Genomic DNA, 18,329 nt, shown 5'->3' on the forward strand with positions numbered 1-18,329 from the left:
ATGACTACTGACGGTTTTCTGGTGTGTGCTGCAACTCCTTGACAACTGAGATTAAGCGCTTGAGGTGAGGTTTGACAACTTCTTGCTGCTCGTGTTCCAAACGGTGGATTTGAGCTTGGACGATCGACAAATCCGCAGTCGATTGGTGCGCGGGAGCTTGCAGTTGGCTTTGCAAATTGGCCATGACTTTCTGGATTTCCAAAAATCGAGTATTTACTGCTTCCCAGTCGTCTCGCGTCAGAGAAGTTTCTGCCAAGCCTTGCGTGGCGCTTTGCAGTTGCTCTATAGCCTGTTCCACAGCTTCGAGATTCGCCCGTTGACCAACCGATAAATCTTGCAGTTGTTCGCTCACCTGCTGGCGGACATCGAGGACAGCAGACGCCACGATTTCTTGCAAAGAAGCTACCGACTCTCCCAAACTCAGCAACTGCCGCTGGATGTCTATCGACTCCTCAAAGCCCTCAGCCCTAGGCAGTGCAGCCATTTGCTGGCGCAGCGCTGCAATATCTGCTGACAACTGCTTGCGTAATTTAACAATTACCGTCACCGCCGTTTTTTCGACTTTATTGACAGACTTTTGGACTTGGGCCATTTCCGAATTTTGATGAACCCGCACTTGCTGCTCGAACCGATACCTGTTAGCAACATTCAGCGACAAAGCCAAAGTTAGGGGAGCCACCCCGTAAAAAGCTTGACCCGACACTGCCACCGCCAGGGAACCCACACCAGAGGCCGCCAGAGAGGCGTACTCTGCCAGCTCCAGCCAGTGCCTTTGAGGAAAACTTGGTCTCAAGTGGTTTGCAACAGAGGGTTTTGGCTTCCGCACGGCTCTTTGGGTCATAGTATTTGCTCGTTGTTGGTAAGGTTGCGAGACTGGGTGGAGCATCGATTTCTATCCTTTTTTCAGTTATATGTTTTAGATTATTTCTTGGCACTCTTCTATTTTTACCTTTGTGAGTAAGTTAAGGATGACTGACATATTATTATGTATTTGGGAGCCTGTGACGATCGCCCCTAATTCCGGCTGTTAAAAGGTTCGCCCCAACGCGCCCTCTATTTTACAGGAGTTAGGGCCATCGGGTTCGGGCGATCGACTTCGGGCTGCCCAGGCTAACCGAACAATGCCTAAGACGATTTTAGATTTTAGATTAAAAGTTAAAAAAATGCGACCTACTGAGGGCGATGGGGGTTTGGAGCTTGTCGGGAGTTGCCTTTTTGTTCGCGCATTGGTATAATCTACTCTTTCTCAATAGCCCCTCTCAAATTTACTGCAAAAATTGACCAATGAACTCAGAAAAACCCGGAATTGGCGATCGGCTAAAGTCTATTTTCAGTATCGCCATCTTTATCATTCTTGTACTAGCAGTAGGCTTTTTAAGCGTTAATTTTATTTCAGCTCTATATGCAAAATTTTCTTAAAATTAGTCCGGGACGCATCGGGTTCAGAAACCAGTTTTTTTTACTAGAATAGTTAGTCGCAGCCCGCAGACTCGGTAAACCACCCGGTTTCGAGAAGTCGGAGTGCGTAATAGCAAGCAAGTCGGACAAGGCAATGCCGTTGCCCTACTTCAAAATAAGCGATCGCCAGAGACGTAAATATCACCCAATTATCTTGTAGGGAAAGGGCACTGCCGTGTCCTGACCGTGGGTAATTTATCATAATTTCAACTGTAAAGATTGTGGTCTGGGTCTAGCCAGACAATATAAAAAACATTTTCACTAAAAAAGCCATGCACCCTGCCGTATTCATTAGCAGATCTTTAAAACTGGTACGGAACATTTACTAGCTCGTCTTCATTGGGAATCCCAAAGCCATTAGGTTCAGTAGTATTTTTCCAAACTATACCATGACATCGCAAACTTTTACTCTGATTATTGATAACTTCTGGAGCGTTCAATTGTGACAAATCGCGCAGCTTTCTCAATAGAGATGCTAGATACTTAGCATCTCTCCCGCCAAGGGAAATTCGAGGTCTAGAAGACAAAAATTTAATTTTGAGGTAATATAAATTGTTAGGACTTACGCACAGACTATACTTGTAGTGGGCGTCTGAAGCACCAGACTACTATAGATAGTATAAGAATTGACTTATGTAGCGTAAGTCCTGTGGGTGTGATTGAACGAAAAAAATTACTTACGAGAGTACCTTAAAACTAGGAAGAGGAAAATATCCAATGAAGTTAGACAAGTTTGTAATAGCACAAAATATGGCCTTTCTAATAGCCATTCCACCAGAAAGTAATTTGGCAAAATTGCTATCCTTTTGCTTGGCAACAAAGGCGAGAAAAAAGACGACCGGAACAGACATCTTAAAAATAACCTGTGACCTAATGGAAAACCCATCTAATTTGCCCTACTGGACTCAAGATGTGATGGGACTCGATTTAGATTACACCAGTGAAGAGTGGAAAGCTTTAGGAGAAATGGGCATCAACGATGCAGAGGAGTTTATGACTACCCTCTGGCAAGAGTTGGAAAATTTGAGTTTGTAATATCTCGCCCTGGCGTCAGCCAAGAAACTCTCAGGTTCCAAACACTCTATCAAAAGCATTCATCACAGCCGGATAGTTAAAAACCCCTGTCTTTAGACAAGGGATCGTCAACTTTCAAGAGAGAAACAAAAATATGTCTTTAAATGTTGAACTTTTAGAGCAAAGTTTCGAGAAAATCAAACCTCGTGCTGATGAATTTGCCGCTAGCTTCTACGAAAAATTGTTTACAGTTCACCCCGAGTTGAAACCGCTGTTTGCCAAAACTGATATGGCAAAGCAACAGAAAAAGCTCATAAGTGCTCTGGTTTTAGTAGTAGAAAATATCCGATCTCCAGAAGCTTTGGAGCCTGTTCTAAATGCCTTGGGAGGCAGACACATAGGTTATGGAGTAATTCCTAAATATTACGCCCCAGTTGGAGAAGCACTACTGAGTGCTTTTGAGCAGTCTCTCCAGCAAGATTGGACTCCCGAAGTAAAGCTGGCGTGGACAGATGCCTACAGAGCAATTACTGCTTTGATGTTAAAAGGCGCAGGTGTAGAAACTACACGTGAAGAAGTCCAATTAAAAGCACAGATAATTCCCGAGAAACAGGTGACTGTAGCAGCTAATCACCCACTAGAATCAGTTCCGGAAAAAGAGCCACAATTAGCCGTAGAATTACTGGAAAGAAGTTTCGAGAAAATCAAACCTCGTGCTGATGAATTTGCCGCTAGCTTCTACGAAAACCTCTTCATCGCTCACCCAGAATTTAAACCGCTGTTTGCCAATATCGCTATAGAAAAACAACAGAAAAAGCTCATAAATGCTTTGGTGTTGGTAGTAGAAAATCTCCGCTCTCCAGAAGCTTTAGAGCCAGTTCTCAACTCCTTGGGAGGCAGACACATCGGCTATGGGGTAATTCCCAAATATTATGGTCCAGTTGGAGACGCACTGCTGATGGCTTTTGAGCAGTCTCTCCAAGAAGATTGGACTCCCGAAGTAAAGCTGGCGTGGACAGATGCCTACAGAGCAATTACAGGTTTGATGTTAAAAGGCGCAGGTGCAGTTTCTACACCAAAGGTTGTCCCACATGAAAAAGATGTCACCCACAATCAGCCAAAAGAATCAAAGACACAATTACTGAATGAATCTAAGCCGATCGCACCACAAACCGAGGAACAGAAAAAGCCTTTAGTACCAATTCAGTTGGATAGTGAAATTATCCAAAAAATGCTCTCGAAAATAACTGATAGTTATCAGCAATTTCAGGGTCAATCATTCGTTAAGCGATCGGGTGAAGTTCTCAAAGGAATTTTAGGAAAATTCATTGATAATTTTTGGGTACAACCTGCCTGGTTAGTGGCTATTGTTTCAGCCGTTCTGTTCATCATAATTTATGTGGCGGCAGACGACAATTCTTTGATTGGAGAGATTTTGCAGAGTGCTGATGCTCTTAGTATGGTCGTTGCTTTAATTTTATTCATTAAGGAAGCTCCCGATCGCCGGAAACAATTTCATTACCAAGCTTGGAGTACAGTTGATGCAGCACACGGCGTAAAAGTTAGCTATGCAAGAATTCTGGCACTCCAAGATTTGAATGAGGATGGTGTTTCTCTCAGAGGTGTAGATGCTATTGGTGCAGAGTTAGTAGCTATTAATCTCTCTCGCGCCAATCTAAGTGAAACAAAATTGAGTGAAGCCGACCTCAGTAATGCCAATCTGAGCCACGCTAACCTCAATAATGCTAACCTCAGTCAGGCTAAATTGAGTGGTGCTAATCTCAGTGATGCCAACCTGAGTTTTGCTCGCTTGAGTCAGGTTAATCTCAGTAGTGCCAACCTCAGTGACGCTAATTTAATTTGTGCGGACTTGAGCAACGCAAATATGAGCGGCGTCAATTTGAAGAATGCTAGTTTGAGTGGTGCTAATTTGAATAGTGCCTACCTAAGTGGTGCCAATCTCAAAGGTGCTAAAGTTAGCATTTCTGACCTGAGTGGTGCTTTGCTTGAAGGCGCTATTATGCCTGATGGCTCGAAGTATAAGTCTCGGGAAGATCGGGTCAAAAATCAATAAATTGATGCCAGTTTTTTGATGACCTTTTTGTCTGCTTTTCTACTAAAAGGGTGACGACCTCTTTAGTAGAAAAGCTTTGGCTTACTGAAATGCGATCGCACGGGAGGGTTGGCGTAGAATCATTTCATTGAAGCTGCTCGTGACAAAAAATAGATAGCAACCTCGCTCTTAATATCCTCTACACTAGGGATGATTACCGAAAAAGTTTCTGAAGCGTTATGTCGCAACCATAGTTGCAGCGTCTAAATCGCGGTGTACAAAAATGCCGGAAAACTTCTAGCGATGAGCAACGGTGGCTCTAGCTGTGACTCTGCAATTGCCGTTGAGTTCGTCCATCCTATTGGCGTAGGACGACCCTCTCTGGATGCAATCTAAATGGTAGCGCGATCGGCTTCTCCATTAATACTAAAATTGGCAGAGGTAAGCGATCGCACTCGTTCATTACCAAAAACACATCTTTAATCAAGGATAAACGCAATGAATCTCAGAAAATTTACCGATCTGTCAAAGTGGTCAATCTTACTCAAAGTTCTTCCCCTAACAGCACTATTTTGCTTGGCAAAATGGATTGCTCATCAGATGCAGTGGGAATTTGGTAAGTTCGATAGTCAGGTAGGTTCTCTGTTAGCGGCGGTAACATTCATCTTGGCGTTTATGCTGAACGGGACGCTGAATGATTACCGTACCAGTGAAGATATGCCAAGCCAGATTGTGAATGCAGTTGAAACGATTCAAGATACGAATTTGTTCATTGCAGCCCGTAAGCCCGACTACGATCCAACCCTACTTACAGAAGGGTTAGCTGAGATCCTCAAATCAGTCCTACTCTGTTTGAAACAGGGTCAGCCATTCATCAGAGTGGAGAATGCCGTTACCAACCTCAATCAATTACTGGGTGAATTCTCAAAGTTTTGCGAAATTCCTTCGATAAGTCGCCTTCAAGGTGAACAGGGAAAGATTCGTCTTCTGATCGATCGAATTCAAAGGATTCGTGATACCGACTTTCTGGCAGCGGCCTATGGATTGCTGCACCTTCTGATAATTGCCTCAATCAGTGCTTTGTTAATAACGCGTACCGACGATTTTAATACCAATTTGATTGTTTCAGGTTTTCTGTTTACGTCATTCATGTATTTGTTGTTCCTCGTCTACGATCTTGACAATCCTTTTGAGTACAACGGAAAATCTAGTGCGGATATTGATTTGTCATCTATAGAGAAGTCGTACCATCGACTGCGTGAGGAGCTATTGAAGGATGAGGAGCCTAAAATAGGTTAAGCAAATGAGTTATTACTCAAGTAATTCTTACACCAGTTAAGAAAAGCTTAGCACAGCATAAATTGTCGTCCAATTCCAGAAATTTTAAATTTTACCTCATTAAAAAAAACATTTTTTTCCCAAAAAACCAGGAAAAGATGCCATTTTTTTGGTAATATTTTTATGTTGTGCTTTTATACTGATAGAATGAGGAATATGTCAGTATAAAGCTTTGGCTGAGTGAAATGCGCTCCTACCAATGGTGAGAGATTATTCTTTAATTTTTTAGATAGTAAAAAAATAAGGCAAAGAATCTCAAAAAACATTCTATGCAATTACTGAAGCAATTAAGTATCAAGACAAAACTCACCGTCATGTTGCTGGTAGTCAGCTTTTGTGCTATGCTTGCAACTACCTTTATATGGTCTAGTGGGTAAATTTATTCTGACCGCAAAAGTCTTCAATCAATTAACCAGCCTCCTGGCTGCCAAGACTTATCAAATCCAAGATTATTTTGAAACACTTAACAACCATAGCCAGACCCTGAGAGAAGACCGGACAGCCACCGCCTTCCTGAACGTCAAAACGCAATTACCTAGTTAAATGCACATCGCTAGAAGCAGTACTACTCGCAAGCTGCTGTTCTCTGTACTTTTAGTTGCCCTGCTCGCTCTCTTGCTTCAGTTGGGTAGTGGGGTCAGAGTTTCGGCTCAGTCTCAAACAAAGTCTGATACATTCAAGCCACTGTCTGATATTCCTGCTCAAGCAGAACAGGTTGAGACAGGAATCTTTGTAATGAACCTCTACGATCTTGATATCTCAAGCAATACTTGCTCCCTGGACTTCTATGTTTGGTTTAAGTGGAAGGGTAACCTAGACCCAACTACCAACCTGGAGTATTTCAATGGAGTTAGCGACTCAGACACGACTTCAGTCCCCTCATATAAACAGCCCGAAAAACTACCAGACGGTCGCTTCTTTCAAGCTGTGAGAGTTGAAGGTCGCTTTGTCCAACCGTTTGCTTTGGCAAAGTATCCGCTAGATCAGCAGAATCTAACGATTTCGCTAGAAGATTCTGTTTATACTGTTGACCAAATGGTTTACGTAGCAGACAACAAGCAGTCGGGTTATTCAAGTAAGATATCAATTCCGGGCTGGGAAATTCAAGCGGCTGATGTGTCGAGTCTAGTTCATGAGTACACGACTAATTTTGGCGATCCAAGATTGGGAGATATAACTCAGTATTCGATTCTACAATATTCACTGACTGTCTCTCGACCCGTTAGTTTCTTCGTTTGGAAACTGCTGTTACCTCTGGTGATTGTTGTAGCTGCCAGTTGGGGAGCATTGCTGCTCAAGCCACAATACGTTGATTCCCGCATTGCCTTATCCGTGACTGTACTGCTAACTACTGTATTCTTACAGCAGTCCTACTCTTCAACACTGCCGAATATTGGCTATCTGGTTTTGCTCGATAAGATCTATGCCCTGGCGTACCTACTGATTACTATTTCGATTTTGGAAGCGATCGTAACGGCTGACTGGATTAAGGATGAGACACCAGAAAGCTATGCGCGGGTTGTTCGACTAGATCGCAGGCTTTTAGCAATTCAAATAGTAGTTTTTGTTGGAGGAGTTGCGTTGCTTCTGTTGCTGTCGTGATCTGAGCAAGGCAAACGTTAATTTGAGAGGCAGCATCTCCTATGAGAGCATCTGGGGTTTTCCCAAGTGGAGCATCGAGCCTAGCAGAACGAGGAAGAAGGTAAGAGGTGTTTGATGTGCTTTTATAACTGACAGGTGAGGAATCTGTCAGTATAAAAGCTTTGGCTGAATGAAATGCGAGCCGTTGCAAGGCGATCGCCAATAATCAGAGATTAGCTTTTCATGTCTAATTCTTAGACATGAAAAAAATAAGGCAAAGAGTATCAAAAAACATCCTATGCAATTACTGAATCAATTAAGTATCAAGACAAAACTCATAGTCATGTTGCTGGTAGTCGGGAGAATCGCACTTTTGCAGGCAAGCTAGAAATCTCAGTTTTGAGGCAGGAGGCAGGAGGCAGGAGGCAGAAGGAAAGAGAAAAAAGGAAGGAGAGAGAACAAGTGTTTTTACAAATATGAGATGCTCCCTGGTAGCCAGCTTTTGTGCTATGCTTTCAACTACCTTTATATCCTATAGTGTGTAAATCTATTCTGAATGAAAAAGTCTTCAACCAATTAACCAGCCTTCGGGCGGCCAAAACCGATCAAATCCAAGATTATTTTCAAAGCCTTTACTACCATAGTCAAACCTTAAGCGAAGACCTGACAGTCGTCGGTGCCATGCAGGAGTTCAAGACAGCCTACCGCCAACTTGAAAAATCGACAGTACCAGCGGATTTTGACGCAAAAATTGATACCTACTACCGGACAGAATTTCTAACCAAACTAACGCGAACTAACGAGGGTTCACCCGTTCTGGCATCCTACACGCCAAAAACAGCAGCGGCCCGTTACTTGCAGTACCACTACATCTGAAAAAAAAGTTTTGATGGGGGCTACTTTAATCATCGCGCTAATCACGCTTGTGGCCATGTGGCTGACCGCAATCTTTGTCAGACCCATCAAGATGTTAATTGCTAGCGCCCGCCTGGTGGGGTCTGGGGAATTTGATGCCGTTGTCAAATCTGGTTCGCAAGATGAATTTGGAGACTTAGCTAAGTCATTTAATCAAACGATAGGTAGCATTCGTACCGAAACTCAATTAATCGAACAGAGCAATCGCGAAAATGAAGCCTTGGTCTTAAGTATATTTACTCCCGCAATTGCCAAAGGCTTCAAACAGGCCGATCGAGAAATTGCCGATCGGATTTCTAATGTCTCGGTCTTGTTTTCCGACCTCCACCAATTCACCAAACTCACTGTATTAATGTCCGCTCAAGAGGTTTTTGGCTTGCTTAATGAACTGGTAACAGGCTTTGATAAAATGACAGAAAAATACGGTAAGTCTGCGATCGCTGCCTGTGCTATGGTTTAGTTTATATTGCGTTATCTGTAATTTGGGTAGAATTTGGCAAATCCAAAGATTACGCCTTAAACCGCTGCATTTAGGCGGAAAACCCCCTTAATTTATTTGCTCAAAACCGACAAACCAATAAGCAACGCTCATTCTATGGCCACCACAAACGACGAGCCATTACCCTTACACGAACTGATTTCGCGGATTTTAGCACCGGAACCCTCCTTTCAGAAGCCGAAGGGACTCCTATCGGGGCTAGGTACAATGCAAGCCCTCAATCAGCGCCTCGCTAATCAACCCCTGCTGGATTTCATCAACGCCACTTTGCGGGGAATTAGTCAGGTCATTTTCGTCAACAACCCTTTAAGTGGATTGCTAATCCTCGCTGCTATGTTCATTCAGTCTCCCTGGCTGGGGAGCATGAGCTTAGTCGGGACTGCCGCCGCAACGCTAACGGCGATCGTCCTCAAAGCCAATCCAGGCGCCATCCAGAATGGGATCTTCGGGTTGAATGGAATGCTCGTTGGTGCTGCGATGGCGTTCTTTGGGGCGTTTGGCAATGGAGCCTGGAATCCTGTCTGGGCGATCGCCGTCATTATCCTCTCTGCTCTGACAGCGGTGGTGATGGAAACGGTAGGGACGTGGTTTGCCACCCGGTTCAGAGTGGCTCCCCTGGGCATCCCCTTTAATGGGGTGATGCTGACATTTCTACTCCTGCTGGCATTTGTACCCCAACCCTTCTTCGATCTGGGGCCGCCGCCGCCCCCTTTTCCCGCTGGTGCGATTGACGGATTGCGCTTGGTACAATCATTGCCGATGGGTCTGGGGCAGATCTTTTTCTCAGACAAGCTTATTTCAGTTGTGCTAGTCGTCCTAGGCATTGCCATCTGTACCCCGATAGGTGCAGTGGTGGGATTGCTCGGTTGCGCCATGTACCTGCTAGCCGGTTTGCTGCTGGGAGCTAAGCCAGATCAACTTTATACGGGGTTGTGGGGCTACAATGCAGCTCTCACCGCGACAGCAATTGGTGGAGTGTTTTACACGCCAAACCGTCTCAGCATTTCGATTGGTCTCCTCTGTGCTTTCTTGGCATCGATCGCCAGCATTCTCCTAGCACCCCTTTTCTCGCTGCTCAAGCTACCGGTTCTGTCCGTGCCGTTTGCAATTGTAACGATTGGGTGTTTTCTGATCTTGCAGCGATCGCTGCCTTCCCTCGTACCCGTGGTGCTGCATACAGTGGCGAGTCCGGAGGAACATCGACAGCGGTTCCTCGCAGCCAAGGAAACTATTGCTAGCTTCCGGCAACAACTCAGAGCCGCGCTTCAGGGGCAGCAACGCAACATCTTGTTTGAGCAGGCAACTCCTGCGATTAAAGGCGATTTACGCTACATTTTCGATGCAATCGATGGCGATCGCAGTGGGTTCCTCTCAACCCAGGAGCTTGCAACTCACTTGCATCAGGCAGGAAAAGTCCTCTCTGAGGGTGAACTCACCTATCTGTTCAACTGCATGGATAGAGATGGCAGTGGCGCGATCGACTTTGAGGAATTTGGCGAATTGATGTTGCGCCATCAACGGTTGATGTCGAGATATACAGAATTTGTCACCTATTTCCTACCCATTGATGTCGATGCAGATGATGCCATCAGTATGCAGGAGATGAATACGGCACTAGCCAGTTTGAAAGAGCCACCTCTGTCTCAGGATGAAATCACATTTTTGCAAGAGCAAACAGGAGGACAGGCGTTGACTTGGAATCGGTTTATTGAGGTGCTGCTGCTGACTTAAACCAAAATTAATAAACAATTATATTCAGAGGTAAAAGACTATGACGCTCACAGAACGGTTTAAAAGTTTCACAATCTTACATTCCAATGATATGCACGGAGACTTTCTGGCAGAAGCTACGGGTCTCGCAGAAGGTCATGTGATTGGTGGAATGGCGCTACTTTCAGGCTATATAAATAAAGTACGCCAGGAAGAGAAAAACGTGCTGTTCGTTATTTCTGGTGATATGCTTCAAGGCTCTACGATTGATGTGGAGTATAAAGGTCTTTCAACCATAGAAATTATGAATTACCTCGCTCCAGACGTAGTGACTCTGGGAAACCACGAATTAGATTATGGGTTTCCTCACCTACTTTTCTTGGAAAAGATGGCAAATTTTCCGATTGTGAATGCCAACTTATATATCAAAAAGTACAACAAACGCTTGATGAACCCTTATATCATCCTCAATGTCGATGGATTCGATATTATGTTCATTGGAATTATAACTGAAGAAGCTCTTAAGACATTAAAACGTGACAGGAGTATTGGTACATTCGTAAGTCTTGAAGATGCTGCCTCAGAAGTTGGTAAGATTTGCAACGCCTACAAAAATGACGACATTGACCTAACAGTCCTCATGACACACATCGGTTTTGAAGAGGATAAAAAACTAGCGGCATTGCTAGACCCAGAATGGGGTGTGGATCTGATCATCGGGGGCCACTCCCATACATTTTTAGAGCAACCTGCCGAAGTTAACAACATTCTAATTGCCCAAGCCGGAGTTGGCACAGACCAAATTGGACGCTTTGATATTGTAGTGGATGACGATACTAACAGCATCGTTGAATGGAAGTGGCAACTCTTACCTGTGGATAATAATTTGGCCCAGCCAGATACTGAGATTGAAAAGCTGATTGCTACCTTCAAAGAAGATGTAGATCGTAAATACAATCGACTGATTGGACGCTTAGCCCATAAACTGACCCATCCTAGGCGTGAAGAAGAAACGGAATTGGGTAACTTATTCGCTGATATTTTTGCCCAATTAGATAGCTTAGATGTAGTTTTTGTCGCCAGTGGTTCAATCCGGGGAACAGAATTAGGACCCCTAGTAACATTGAGCGATCTTAAACAAATCTTCCCTTACGAAGATCCTATGTCTAAATATAGGGTAACAGGCATACAGCTCACAAAAATATTCGCGCATATTATGAGATTGGAAAACAGAATACCCGGTGAAAGCGAGTATCTTCAGGTCAGTAAAGGTGTTCGGGCAGTTTATAGAGACGCTGAAGAAAAGCTGGAATCTTTAAGTATTAATGGACAACCTGTACAAGACGATCAACACTACACCATCTGTATGGATGGCTATCGTTTCCAAAATTCAGAACATACTCTAGGCGTAGCCCATGAAGAATTAACAAAATTAGCTGACCCCAAGGTAGTCACAACATCTTGCCAGGATGTCATTGAAGAATACTTTAGTCATCATCAAAATCTTAATAGCCAGATCGAAGGAAGATTTGTCTACAAGTAAAGGTTTTAATTTCTTGCTTTACGGGTTCTACCTGTACGGTCATAATTTACTTCTAATAAGTTTAATGGAGCAGTAATAGCATGATCGCACTTTCAAATCAGTCGGTTCCAGTAATAGTAGATACAGACGGTGGTGTTGATGATGCCTTGGCTTTGATTATGGCATTGAATTCACCCGAATTAGACCTGAAAGCCATCACCGTTGTCGCTGGTAATATTAACGTCGATCAGGCTGCTAATAATGTGTTGCGCGTTATCAGTATTGTTGAGCCAGATACTTCGCCCATTGTGGCTAAAGGCTGTGAAAAACCACTGCTGAAACCTCCCTTCAATGCAGCAGGAATTCATGGGGCAGATGGTTTGGGTGAGTTGGATCAATTTAAGGAAGCGGATGGTACACCTCGCTATCCCAAACTTACTACTAAGCCATCTACAGAAAATGCTATTAATCTGTTGCTAAAAGCAGCTCAAGATTACGATAATCTGACCGTTATTGCTTTAGGACCACTTACCAATCTAGCCACAGCGATTCAGAAAGATTCTGCAACCATGAAAAAAATCGGGCGGATTATCATCATGGGTGGGGCGGTTACAGTACCGGGAAATATTTCAGCAGCGGCTGAATTTAACTTTTTTGTCGATCCCGATGCCGCTCAAGTCGTGATGGAGTCAGGAATTCCCCTTACCTTGGTTGGTCTAGATGTGGCGATGAAAGCGCCTTTACCCCGCCAAGTTGTTGAAGATAATTTACAGCGTCGTCCTTCAAAAGTCAGCCAATTTATTGCCGATTGCACGGGAATTTATATGGCTTTCTACCGTGACAACGAAGGCTTTTATGGGTGTTATTTACACGATCCATTGGCGATGGCGGTGGCGATTGATTCTAGTTTAGTAACTACAGAATCGCTGCATATGATGGTTGAAACAGAAGGAAGATTTACAACGGGAATGTCACTAGCCGATCGACGCGATCGCAGAGATGAGGAAACGAATCCCCCCAATGTAGAGGCTTGCTTAGATGTGGATACTGAACGGTTTATGCAGCTATTCGATCGACTTGTCTGATGAGTGACACAGGTTGTACAATGCCCGATCGGACTTTTCTACAATCATCCCTTGCTTGAGCAACCAATCCTGATGACAACTCAACTCACTCATCCCAGAATCATTCTCGACACCGATCCGGGCGGAGACGATATCTATGCCTTTCTTTGGCTTCTGAGCTTGGTCAAATCAGGACTAGCTGAACTTGTCGCCGTTACTTCCGCAGATGGCAATGTCGCTGCTAAACGCACGTTTTCTAATGCGTCGCAGATTTTAAATTTAGCAGGGTTCCCAGAGATTAAAGTGGGTCGCGGTGTCCCCATCAAACAAGTTGTGGAAGATGCCGGACATATTCATGGGTCGGATGGGATGGGCAATCTGTCTCATACTTTACCCCCAGCCACCCATAATTTTGAGGATGCTCGCTACTCCGACGAAATCATCATCGACGAGCTAAACGCAGATCCAGGGGAGATTACCATTGTAGCGATCGGTCCGGTGACAAACCTCGCTGCGGCGGAAACGAAAAGTCCCGGCATCCTCAAAAAAGCGAAAGAAATTGTCATCATGGGGGGTGCTTTCTTCTGTTCCGGTAATGTGACTCCCCATGCTGAATTCAATATTTGGTTTAATGCTGAAGCCGCTCAGACAGTATTTGACAGCCGCGATGATATTGTCGTGATGCCGCTAGACGTAACGCGCCACTTAATTTTCACACGAGATATGACTCACGCGGTCACTCAGGCGAATCCAGAGAGTAAACTGTCCCAATTCTTGATAGCTCTTTGTGAGTTCATGATTGGCACAGCCTTGGGTTATCGAGAAACAGCAGGAATTCCAGGTCTTCTTGTCCATGATGCAGCAACCTTGGGATACCTGTTTTATCCAGAAACTTTGATGTTAAAAAGGGCAAAAGTCCGAGTTGAAACAAAGGGAGAGTTGACACTGGGACAGACATCGATCGATAGTCGTCCTGCACCGAAAACAGGAGCAAATGCCTGGGTAGCGTTGCAGGTTGATGAGAGCAAGTTTTTCACCAGTTTCGTTGAAGATTTGAAGCAGCTATTCACAACCGCCGAGCTTTCGTGAAGGCGAGATACCCAGCTTCTCTAAGAAGCCGGGTATCTGAACTGCATAGACAAAATTAAACGTGTTAGTTTCACAAAGGTAAAAAATAATGACGACCACAGAGCGGTTTAAAAAGTTCACGATTTTGCATTCCAATGATATGCACGGAGACTTTCTGGCAGAGGCTGGGGGTGAAGAGGGTCATCTGATTGGTGGAGTATCGCTGCTTTCGGGCTATATCAATAAGGTACGCCAAGAAGAGAAAAACGTACTGTTTGTGATTTCAGGTGACATGGTTCAGGGTTCTCTCATTTATAAGGAATAGAGAGGTCTTTCAACCATAGAGATTATGAATTACCTCGCTCCAGATGTAGTGACTCTGGGGAATCACGAATTGGATTATGGGTTGCCTCACTTACTCTTCTTGGAAAAGATGGCAAATTTTCCGATCGTGAATGCCAATTTGTATATCAAAAAATACAACAAACGGTTGATGAATCCATATATCATCCTCAATGTAGATGGATTTGATATTATGTTCATCGGGATTGTCACGGAAGAAGTTCTCAAGTTATTGAAAATGGATACCAGTATCGGCACATTTGTAAGTCTTGAAGATGCTGCTTTAGAAGTTGGTAAAATTTGCAACGCCTACAAAAACGAGGACATTGACCTAACAGTCCTCATGACACACATCGGTTTTGAAGAGGATAAAAAACTAGCGGCGTTGCTCAACCCAGAATGGGGTGTCGATATGATCATTGGCGGGCACTCCCATACATTTTTAGAACAACCTGCCGAAGTTAACAATATTCTGAGCGCACAAGCTGGAATTGGCACAGACCAAATAGGACGTTTCGATATTGTAGTAGATGACGATACTAACAGCATTGTTGAATGGAAGTGGCAACTCCTGCCTGTAGATAATAATCTGGCCGAGGCATATCCAGAAATCGAAAAGCTGATTGCGACTTTCCAAGAACAGGTCGATCGCAAATATAATCGACTAATTGGACGATTAGCCCATAAACTGACCCATCCTAATCGTGAAGAAGAAACGGAATTGGGTAACTTAATCGTTGATATTGTTGCCCAACTCGATACGTTGTTGGATGTAGCTCTGATCGGAAGCGGTTCAATCCGTAAAACAAAATTAGGCCCGCTAGTTACACTGAGCGATCTTAAAGAAGTTTTTCCTTACGACGATGTACTTTATAAACTTAAAGTGACAGGCGTACAGCTCACCCAGATTTTCGCACATATTATGAGACAGGAAAACAGAATACCCGGTGAAAGTTGTTGTTTTCAGGTCAGCAAAGGTATTGAGGCAGTTTACAGTGATTCTCAAAATCAGCTTGAATCTTTGAGCATTAATGGACAGCCCGTACAAGCGGATGCTCACTACACTATCTGTGTAGAGGAATATCATTACAAAAATTCAGTGCATAGTCTAGGCATAACAAGTGAAGAATTGACACAATTAGACAACGCAAAGGTAGTTGCAACATCCTGCCAGAATATCCTTGAAGAATACTTTAGCCATCATCAAAATCTGAACAGCCAGATCGAAGGCCGATCGATCTACAAGTAAGTAGATTGTTCAGAGCTGTTTCTCACTGATTGTTATTATTGGGCAGGCATCTTGCCTGCCCAATAAGAAACTAGATTAGGAATCTTTAATACAAATCAGCACAAGGAATATTAGCCGAACCAGAACCAGAAATCAAAACCACATCCTATGATGAGACTGCAATTATCTATGAGGTGGAGTTTTTTATCGAAAACTTTGAGGATGTGGAGCAGATACTCGATCGATTTATGACACGAGTCTGGTACGCAGCGCAGCGAAACAACCTGACGCTATATCGCTACCGATATGAATATGCTGTAGAACCTGGGGACAAGGCAGATAGCGCTTCAAGTAAGTTAGCCCAAAGCCTGCACTCAATTCCCGGATTTATGCCTTTAGCTAGAGAGCCGAAAAATTTAGATGACTTAACTAAGGGAACTATTTTACAGAAGTTTGGTGCGGGTGAGAAAGTCATCCGGCAGGGCGAGCCTGGTAATGCTTTGTACATTATCATTGCTGGTCAGGCTAAGGTCACAGTCACGAACAAGTTGGGCATGGAGTTGGAGGTAATGACTATCTTGCGCGGTGAGTTTTTTGGCGAGATGGCACTGTTTAGTGGGGAACCGAGTCCGGTATCGATCGTCGCCGTTGACGATTTGCAAGTTCTTGTTATTTACTCAGATGCTGTAAATACGATGATTGAACGTCAACCCAGCTTGGGACGCGAGATAGGTCAAATTATAGAAGCGCGAAGCAAAGCCGTAAGTATGGCCGGGCAGGCAGATTAGGCCGCTAGGGATGGGGACTACTTTTCTTCTCGGCTTGTGGCAATTTTACAATTCTTGGGACTGGTGAAAAAGCACGGTCTATGACCGTGCAAAGTATAACGAATCACAGCCGCCTCTGCCAGACCGGGAAGATATCAACTCTAAATCCTTACAGGGAACAGTAGTTCCGAAGCCCAGAGACCCTCAATCTTTGCAATCAATTCACTTCCCGACCAGAGAAAGGTTTCAGTTATGCCGTTTTGCGCCTCAATATTGACGCCACCTACAATCACGTCAGTTTCTGCAAAGTTAACAATTTTGGCGTAATCATTTCCACCACCGACTGAGTACCAATTTGTGGTGTTATCACCAATATAAAATGTGTTAACCGAGTTACCGCTGTTGCCAATTAAAGTATCTACCTCAACACCAGACTGCCCGTTGCTTTCTGAACCTCTTAATATGTTCTGACCCGCACCACCTCCAAGAATGTCGTTTCCCAAACCACCAAACAAGGTATTAATGCCGTTTCCACCAGTGAGAACATCATTACCCTCGTCACCGCGAATGGTATTGTTGCCATTTCCGGCATTAATGTTGTCATCTCCAGCCCCGCCATTAATGGTGTCATTCCCTGTGCCTGCAGAGACAATATCGTCCCCATCCCCAAAATAATAAGTATGGTTGCCGTTGTTGTTGTAATATTTCCCAAAAATCCCAGTTCCTGTTAATACGTCGTTGCTGTTAGTCCCATAGATGAAGCGATCGTTGGTTCCGCCATTAAGCTTAGCAGCAACCAGAAACAAAGGATTATCTTGAGCATCAACGGGAATCACTCCTTCATGCACTTGAAGAGAGTTAAGTAAATCCCCTCTATAGAAGTTTGGTCGAAATTGATGATCGGGCTGCGTGTCAGTCAGACCCAGAATATTTGTGGCTAAACGAGAATTGTCGGCTGCATCAGTTTTAACCAAATTTGTGTACGCGGTCACGACACGGTTGTGTTGAGCAGCTTGGTCTACGGGATTAAGCGGATTAGTGCCGAAGTCAAACAGGAAAGATTCCCTGGCAGTTCCAGCTTGAGCTTCATTTCCTGCTACACTACTGATGCCATTAAAACTTCTTCTTGAAGTCGTAGCACCAAAGTCTAAGCGTTCGATTGGGTCTGCAATTCCTCCATTCCTTCGGTATCCATTTGATAGGTCTGTATCGAAGCCATTAATAATATCGTAGGGACTGACAATTCTCGAACCATTTGATGCTGGGTCAAGGGCTGTAACCGAACCAACTTGACTCCCATAGGTAGTATTGAAACTGGCGGCAAGTTCGCTGGCAAGGTGAGCACCAAGACTATGACCAACAATATTGAGTGCTGTGGCTGGCATTCCCCACTCCACAAGTTTGTTTCGGACTGCTGTTGCCACTGGAGTAATCCACGAACCAGACCTGTAAAGGTCTCCTATAGCGATCCCTGCTGCTACATTATTTGTTGGGGTGCCGCTCACTTGCGTCCAGTCAAGGGCTAAAACTGTATCGTTTGGGTTAGCATCATAGATGGCTGTCGCCAGAGTTGCATCAAAAGAATTGCTGGGTGCTGTGAAACCAGGAATCAGCAACCATACTTTTTGATTGGTCCATTGATCCGCAGAGGGAACCGAGAAGGGCGCACGGATATTTATTTGACGCTGACTTGGACTAAAAGCATTGCTAGGTGGTCTGTTAGTTTCGCCACCTGTTACCAAAAACGGAGTATTTATTACTGCCATTGTC

The 18,329-nt window shown here is 44.2% G+C and carries 17 protein-coding genes; 13 read left to right on the top strand and 4 right to left on the bottom strand.

From position 1 onward, the window contains the following. Positions 1-4: 4 nt before the first annotated feature. The 3 genes from QUA78_RS00660 to QUA78_RS00670 form a co-directional block, all read right to left on the bottom strand. The gene (locus QUA78_RS00660; RefSeq protein ID WP_333398498.1) at positions 5-841 is read right to left on the bottom strand and encodes a hypothetical protein; all 837 of its coding nucleotides are present in this window, start codon (positions 839-841) and stop codon (positions 5-7) included. Positions 842-1,471: 630 nt separating this feature from the next. Beyond that, entirely contained in the window at positions 1,472-1,660 is a 189-nt protein-coding gene (locus tag QUA78_RS00665; protein WP_333303963.1) for a hypothetical protein, read from the bottom strand. 100 nt (positions 1,661-1,760) lie between these two features. Further along, positions 1,761-1,985, bottom strand: a complete 225-nt coding sequence (locus QUA78_RS00670; protein ID WP_333303962.1) for a hypothetical protein — start codon at positions 1,983-1,985, stop codon at positions 1,761-1,763. 190 nt (positions 1,986-2,175) lie between these two features. On the opposite strand from QUA78_RS00670, the gene QUA78_RS00675 reads away from it, so the two are divergent. From QUA78_RS00675 to QUA78_RS00735, 13 genes are all read left to right on the top strand, one after another. Next, a complete protein-coding gene (locus tag QUA78_RS00675; RefSeq protein WP_333203659.1) occupies positions 2,176-2,493 on the top strand; it encodes a hypothetical protein in 318 nt (105 codons plus the stop codon). 133 nt (positions 2,494-2,626) lie between these two features. Next, the gene (locus QUA78_RS00680) at positions 2,627-4,546 is read left to right on the top strand and encodes a globin domain-containing protein (protein ID WP_333303960.1); all 1,920 of its coding nucleotides are present in this window, start codon (positions 2,627-2,629) and stop codon (positions 4,544-4,546) included. Positions 4,547-5,023: 477 nt separating this feature from the next. Beyond that, positions 5,024-5,824, top strand: a complete 801-nt coding sequence (locus QUA78_RS00685) for a hypothetical protein (RefSeq protein WP_333303959.1) — start codon at positions 5,024-5,026, stop codon at positions 5,822-5,824. Positions 5,825-6,406: 582 nt separating this feature from the next. Continuing rightward, positions 6,407-7,465 carry a hypothetical protein gene (locus QUA78_RS00690; RefSeq protein ID WP_333303958.1) on the top strand — a complete coding sequence of 353 codons (1,059 nt, stop codon included), beginning with the start codon at positions 6,407-6,409 and terminating at the stop codon, positions 7,463-7,465. Positions 7,466-7,981: 516 nt separating this feature from the next. Beyond that, positions 7,982-8,320 carry a hypothetical protein gene (locus tag QUA78_RS00695; RefSeq protein ID WP_333303957.1) on the top strand — a complete coding sequence of 113 codons (339 nt, stop codon included), beginning with the start codon at positions 7,982-7,984 and terminating at the stop codon, positions 8,318-8,320. A 13-nt stretch (positions 8,321-8,333) separates the two neighbouring features. Continuing rightward, positions 8,334-8,819: a HAMP domain-containing protein gene (locus tag QUA78_RS00700; RefSeq protein WP_333303956.1), complete on the top strand. Its 486-nt coding sequence runs from the start codon at positions 8,334-8,336 to the stop codon at positions 8,817-8,819. Positions 8,820-8,954: 135 nt separating this feature from the next. Then, positions 8,955-10,589, top strand: coding sequence for an urea transporter (locus QUA78_RS00705; RefSeq protein ID WP_333303954.1), 1,635 nt, complete (start codon positions 8,955-8,957; stop codon positions 10,587-10,589). A 40-nt stretch (positions 10,590-10,629) separates the two neighbouring features. After that, the gene (locus tag QUA78_RS00710; protein WP_333303952.1) at positions 10,630-12,111 is read left to right on the top strand and encodes a bifunctional UDP-sugar hydrolase/5'-nucleotidase; all 1,482 of its coding nucleotides are present in this window, start codon (positions 10,630-10,632) and stop codon (positions 12,109-12,111) included. A gap of 80 nt (positions 12,112-12,191) precedes the next feature. Continuing rightward, positions 12,192-13,175 carry a nucleoside hydrolase gene (locus QUA78_RS00715; protein WP_333303951.1) on the top strand — a complete coding sequence of 328 codons (984 nt, stop codon included), beginning with the start codon at positions 12,192-12,194 and terminating at the stop codon, positions 13,173-13,175. Positions 13,176-13,247: 72 nt separating this feature from the next. Beyond that, a complete protein-coding gene (locus QUA78_RS00720) occupies positions 13,248-14,243 on the top strand; it encodes a nucleoside hydrolase (RefSeq protein WP_333303950.1) in 996 nt (331 codons plus the stop codon). Positions 14,244-14,331: 88 nt separating this feature from the next. Then, positions 14,332-14,547 carry a hypothetical protein gene (locus QUA78_RS00725; RefSeq protein WP_333303948.1) on the top strand — a complete coding sequence of 72 codons (216 nt, stop codon included), beginning with the start codon at positions 14,332-14,334 and terminating at the stop codon, positions 14,545-14,547. A 24-nt stretch (positions 14,548-14,571) separates the two neighbouring features. Next, positions 14,572-15,813, top strand: coding sequence for a 5'-nucleotidase C-terminal domain-containing protein (locus QUA78_RS00730; protein WP_333303947.1), 1,242 nt, complete (start codon positions 14,572-14,574; stop codon positions 15,811-15,813). A gap of 173 nt (positions 15,814-15,986) precedes the next feature. Beyond that, positions 15,987-16,580 carry a cyclic nucleotide-binding domain-containing protein gene (locus QUA78_RS00735; protein ID WP_333303946.1) on the top strand — a complete coding sequence of 198 codons (594 nt, stop codon included), beginning with the start codon at positions 15,987-15,989 and terminating at the stop codon, positions 16,578-16,580. A gap of 140 nt (positions 16,581-16,720) precedes the next feature. Here QUA78_RS00735 and QUA78_RS00740 read toward each other — a convergent pair whose 3' ends face one another. Then, positions 16,721-18,325: a hypothetical protein gene (locus tag QUA78_RS00740; RefSeq protein ID WP_333303945.1), complete on the bottom strand. Its 1,605-nt coding sequence runs from the start codon at positions 18,323-18,325 to the stop codon at positions 16,721-16,723. Between the last annotated feature and the right edge of the window lie 4 nt (positions 18,326-18,329).

Source organism: Microcoleus sp. K4-B3 (assembly GCF_036704615.1).
Lineage (GTDB): Bacteria > Cyanobacteriota > Cyanobacteriia > Cyanobacteriales > Microcoleaceae > Microcoleus.